Source organism: Pedobacter sp. (assembly GCF_045628745.1).
In the GTDB taxonomy this organism is placed as follows: domain Bacteria; phylum Bacteroidota; class Bacteroidia; order Sphingobacteriales; family Sphingobacteriaceae; genus Pedobacter.
Window position 1 is genome coordinate 1 of sequence record NZ_JAZQPU010000443.1, and the last position, 4686, is coordinate 4686.

5 protein-coding genes are annotated in these 4686 nt (G+C 40.5%); all 5 read right to left on the reverse strand.

Going from position 1 to position 4686, the window contains the following annotated elements; translation table 11 throughout:
• Positions 1-42 precede the first annotated feature (42 nt).
• Complete coding sequence (locus tag ACR2F7_RS16180; RefSeq protein ID WP_432714579.1) at positions 43-852, reverse strand: hypothetical protein; 810 nt, start codon at positions 850-852, stop codon at positions 43-45.
• Positions 853-997: 145 nt separating this feature from the next.
• On the reverse strand, positions 998-1585 hold the full coding sequence (locus ACR2F7_RS16185; protein ID WP_432714580.1) for a TIGR00730 family Rossman fold protein: 588 nt from the start codon (positions 1583-1585) through the stop codon (positions 998-1000).
• A gap of 16 nt (positions 1586-1601) precedes the next feature.
• Positions 1602-3071 carry an IMP dehydrogenase gene (guaB, locus tag ACR2F7_RS16190; RefSeq protein ID WP_432714581.1) on the reverse strand — a complete coding sequence of 490 codons (1470 nt, stop codon included), beginning with the start codon at positions 3069-3071 and terminating at the stop codon, positions 1602-1604.
• An 83-nt stretch (positions 3072-3154) separates the two neighbouring features.
• A complete protein-coding gene (locus ACR2F7_RS16195) occupies positions 3155-4171 on the reverse strand; it encodes a zinc-binding alcohol dehydrogenase family protein (protein WP_432714582.1) in 1017 nt (338 codons plus the stop codon).
• Between the two features lie 20 nt (positions 4172-4191).
• Positions 4192-4686: SDR family oxidoreductase (locus ACR2F7_RS16200; protein ID WP_432714583.1), on the reverse strand; the 495-nt coding region annotated here is incomplete at its 5' end.

Consider the following 4686-nt stretch of genomic DNA (forward strand, 5'->3'; position numbering starts at 1 on the left):
TAAAGTCTGTTTGAGGATTTGGTATAGCACAGGAATTGCGCCTTATCTTGTCATGTCAACAATTCTGTTGTCGTCTTTATTCTCTTGTAAAAAAACCAAGCCTTTTTTAGTCTTTTGCCAGCTGAAATTTGCTTGTACCCATGGAAACAACCTGCTTTTTGTTGCAGGCGCTGAAGATGAAAAAGGTACGGTTAAGTTTTCATCACTAGGATAGTGAACTTCATACAAGCCATCAGCCATTAGAAATACGAACGTTTGCTTGTCAGGAGATTTAATAAAAAATTCACCCTGAATTCTTTCTTCTGGATTTTGCCTTTTAAGCATATAGACTTTCGCATTCACCGTAGTAATAAAAAAATCATTGTTAATTAACCAGCCCGTGCCACCCACTCTGGTCATTCCTATTGTATATCCTTTATCATGCTTTCCTGATGAAGGACGATAGAGCTTCACAACATCTAACTTCTTGTCTTTTAAGGACACCAAAAAGAAAGGTGCAACCAAGCCTGAGCCATCTGCCACCTGCACAAGCAATGTAGTTTGCTGTGTGTTGACAAATTGTGCCAGGGCAAATTTATCTACGGCCGATTTGGGATCAGCCTCATTCAATAATATTTTTACGGTGGTATCGCGGTACTTCAAGGAAAAAACTTCTCCCTTTTCGCTTAATTTTGAAGCATCACCTTCTGTTATTTTGACAATATTAAAAGGTTTTTCACCATTCTTTGCATAATGATTAAAGTCTTCTTTGGCCAGCAACGTGCGTGGAACATATACTTTTTCAAGCGGAGCATCTTTACAGGCACAAAACATCATCACCATTAGACCTAGCACCAAAAAATTCAACTTCATATTTAACAATAAATAGATTTACAATTCCCCTAAGTTAATATTACAAACAGATTAAATTCGTATTTACATTAATTAGTTAATCCTATTTATATTATTGGGCAAAGATAATTAGGAGTAACAATATTTCGGTTACTTGCTTAATGACTTAGGTAAGATTTCTATCTTTAAACCATACTTCATCTGGCGTAGCTGAGAAGCCCATCATTTTTGAAATAAGCTGTTGAGGATTCGCTTCATTAAAAACAAGCTCTTTATTACTCTTTTTTAAAAAACGATGCGCAACCATGACTTCCATTTGTGCGAACAAATGGTCATAATACCCTCCAACGTTCAATACGCCTATAGGTTTACCATGCAGCCCCAGTTGCAGCCATGTTAATACTTCAAAAAATTCTTCCAGTGTGCCAAAACCACCGGGTAGAACAATAAAGCCATCAGCAAGATCAGCCATCTTTTGTTTACGCTCATGCATATTGGAAGTGATGACCATTTCAGTGATGCCAAGATGGCCCACTTCCTTGTCCATTAGAAACTGAGGTATAACACCGGTAACGTGACCGCCAAGTCGCATCACCTCATCTGCAATTACCCCCATTACCCCTACGCTGCCACCACCATATACTAATTGTATATTTTGATCAACCATACATAAAGCAAGATCCTCTATTGCTTTCAGCAATAGAGGATCTCCGTTAAAATTTGCGCCACAATAAACACAAAGTGATTTCATCATATTTTTAACCCGTTTGTTAACGTGAATAGTTTGGTGCTTCTTTGGTGATTGAAATATCATGTGGATGACTTTCTCTCATTCCCGCAGCGGTAATTCTTACAAACTTCGCTTTTTGTAAATCGTCTGTAGTTGCAGCGCCGCAGTAATGCATGCCCGCTCTTAATCCACCAACAATCTGGTATATTACTTCAGCTAAAGTTCCTTTATAAGGCACACGGCCTACAATTCCTTCAGGGACTAATTTGGTAACTACATCTTCTTCATCTTGGAAATAACGATCTTTTGAGCCTTGTTGCATGGCTTCAACAGATCCCATTCCACGGTAAGATTTGAATTTACGACCTTCATAGATGATGGTTTCACCTGGAGATTCTTCAACACCTGCGAATAAGGACCCAGCCATAATGCAACTTGCACCTGCTGCAATAGCCTTTACAATATCACCTGTTTGTTTGATACCACCATCAGCAATAACAGGAATGCCTGTACCGATCAATGCTTGTGCACATTCAAATACAGCATATAATTGTGGTACACCAACACCGGCAATAATTCTGGTAGTACAAATAGAGCCCGGACCAATACCAACTTTTACAGCATCGGCACCTGCTTCTGCCAGCGCTCTTGCAGCATCAGCTGTAGCAATGTTACCTGCAATGACCTGTAAATCAGGAAAACGTTGTTTAATGGCAATTACCATGTCAATTACACCTTTGGAATGTCCATGTGCAGTATCCACGGTAACCACATCAACACCTGCCTGTACCAGTGCGGCAACACGCTCAATATTGTCGGCAGCAACGCCAACTGCAGCACCAACACGTAAACGACCTCTATCGTCTTTACATGCTTTAGGGTAGTTTTTGTATTTTTGAATATCCTTAAAAGTAATTAAACCGGCAAGGTGACCTTCGCCATCAATTACAGGAAGTTTTTCAATTTTATAATCCTGCAGAATTTCTTCTGCTTGTAATAAGGTAGTACCTTCAGGAGCAGTAATCAGGTTTTCACTTGTCATCACCTCTGCCACAGGGCGGGCCATGTCTTTTTGAAAACGTAGATCCCTGTTGGTAATGATACCTACTAACTTCTGGTCAGCATCAATAACAGGGATACCACCAATTTTATATTTCTGCATGATCTGGAAAGCATCAGCGATAGTAGCATCTTTACGCAAGGTAATAGGATCCTGTATCATTCCACTTTCAGAACGTTTAACTTTTCTTACTTCTTCTGCCTGGCGCTCAATACTCATGTTTTTATGAAGCATACCGATACCTCCTGCCTGAGCGATAGCTATAGCGAGGTTGGCTTCAGTTACCGTATCCATTGCTGCTGATACGATAGGTACATTTAAACGTATTTTTTTAGTCAGGAAAGTTCCGGTATCCACGTCACGTGGCAAAACTTCTGAATATGCGGGTACTAATAATACGTCATCGTATGTTAGTCCTTCGGCTATAAATTTATTGGGATCGAGTTGCATAGCAAATAATTTAGGAGTTACTATTTGCCGGGCAAAAATACGCTTTATTAAGCGTTTCTGCAATAGGGCGATAAATATAAATCCTAAACATCCATTTTGACCATTGCTTTGATTACTCCACTTTCAGGATTCAGCCAGCTGGCAAATTCATCTTTTACCTGATCAAAGGACACCACATGCGTAATATAAGTAGCTGGATTGACATCACCGTTTTTCATCGACCGGATCACCAGTTCAAAGTCTTCCCTATCTGCATTGCGACTGCTCATTAAAGTAGCTTCCCGTTTATGAAACTCCGGATGGCTAAAATTCAGGTCGCCCTTTTGCAAACCAATCAATACATAACGAGCACCATGCGCAAGGTATTGAAAAGCATTGTTGATTGCTTTTTGGCTTCCAGTAGCGTCAATAATTACCGTAGGCATATCACCACCTGTTATTTCCTGCAGCTGCGCCAACACGTTTTCTGCAGTAGCATTTATGGTATAGGCTACCTTTAATTTTTCTTTACAAAAAGCTAAGCGCTCTTCGTTAATGTCTAAAGCAATCAGTTTCCCACCAGCAATCCGCGCAAATTCCATCGTTCCTAAGCCAATAGGACCTGCACCAATAACCAGCACAAATTCACCAGCCTTTACCGCAGCTCGTTTAACACCATGGGCACCAATTGCGAGGGGCTCTACAAGGGCCAGCTCCTCAAAACTAAGACCTTCACCATGCAATAAACTTTTTGCCGGAACGGATAAATATTCAGCCATACCCCCATCTATATGTACACCACACACCTGAATTGATGTGCAGCAATTTGATTTTCCCGATCGACAGGCAATGCATTTACCACAGTTAAAATAAGGGATAAAAGTAACTGCCTCGCCTATTGCAAACCCTTCACCATCGATTTCCACCAGTTCGCCAGATAACTCATGACCTAATATTCTTGGGTAATTAAAAAAAGGCTGTGTGCCTTCAAAGGCATGAAGATCAGTGCCACAAATTCCTATACGTCTAATTTTAATGACGGCATTTCCTGGTGTCAATACGGGTTTTTCGCGCTGACTATATTCAAAATTACCGGGTGTTGTACAAACTAATGTTTTCATTTTTTTAGGTCTAGGTGAGTTTAGGAGTTAGCCAATGCACGGTCTAAATGGACATAACCGCCATCAACATGAATAATTTGTCCGGTAGTATGACTTGATCTGCCAGACATTAAAAATGCAGCCATGTTGGCAATCTCTTCTGCAGTAGTCATGCGTTGCTCCAGAGGTATTTTTGAAGAAATCTCCTTTAACTTTTCTTCAGCATTGGGCAGGGTCTGTATCCAGCTTTCATATGCTGGTGTCCAGCATTCTGCAACAACAATAGCATTAACGCGTATGCCATATTTCAAGAGTTCTACAGCCCACTCCCTGGTGAGGGCATTGCGGCCACCATTGGCAGCTGCATAAGCAGAGGTATTTCCCTGCCCTGTTTCAGCGGTTTTAGAGGTAATATTCACAATAACACCTTTACTTTTGATCAACTCTGGCAATGCATAATGCGCCATCAAGTAATAGTGAACTACATTTTTGTGCAATGAAGCCATGAAATCTTTGTAGTTACCATGTTCCAATCC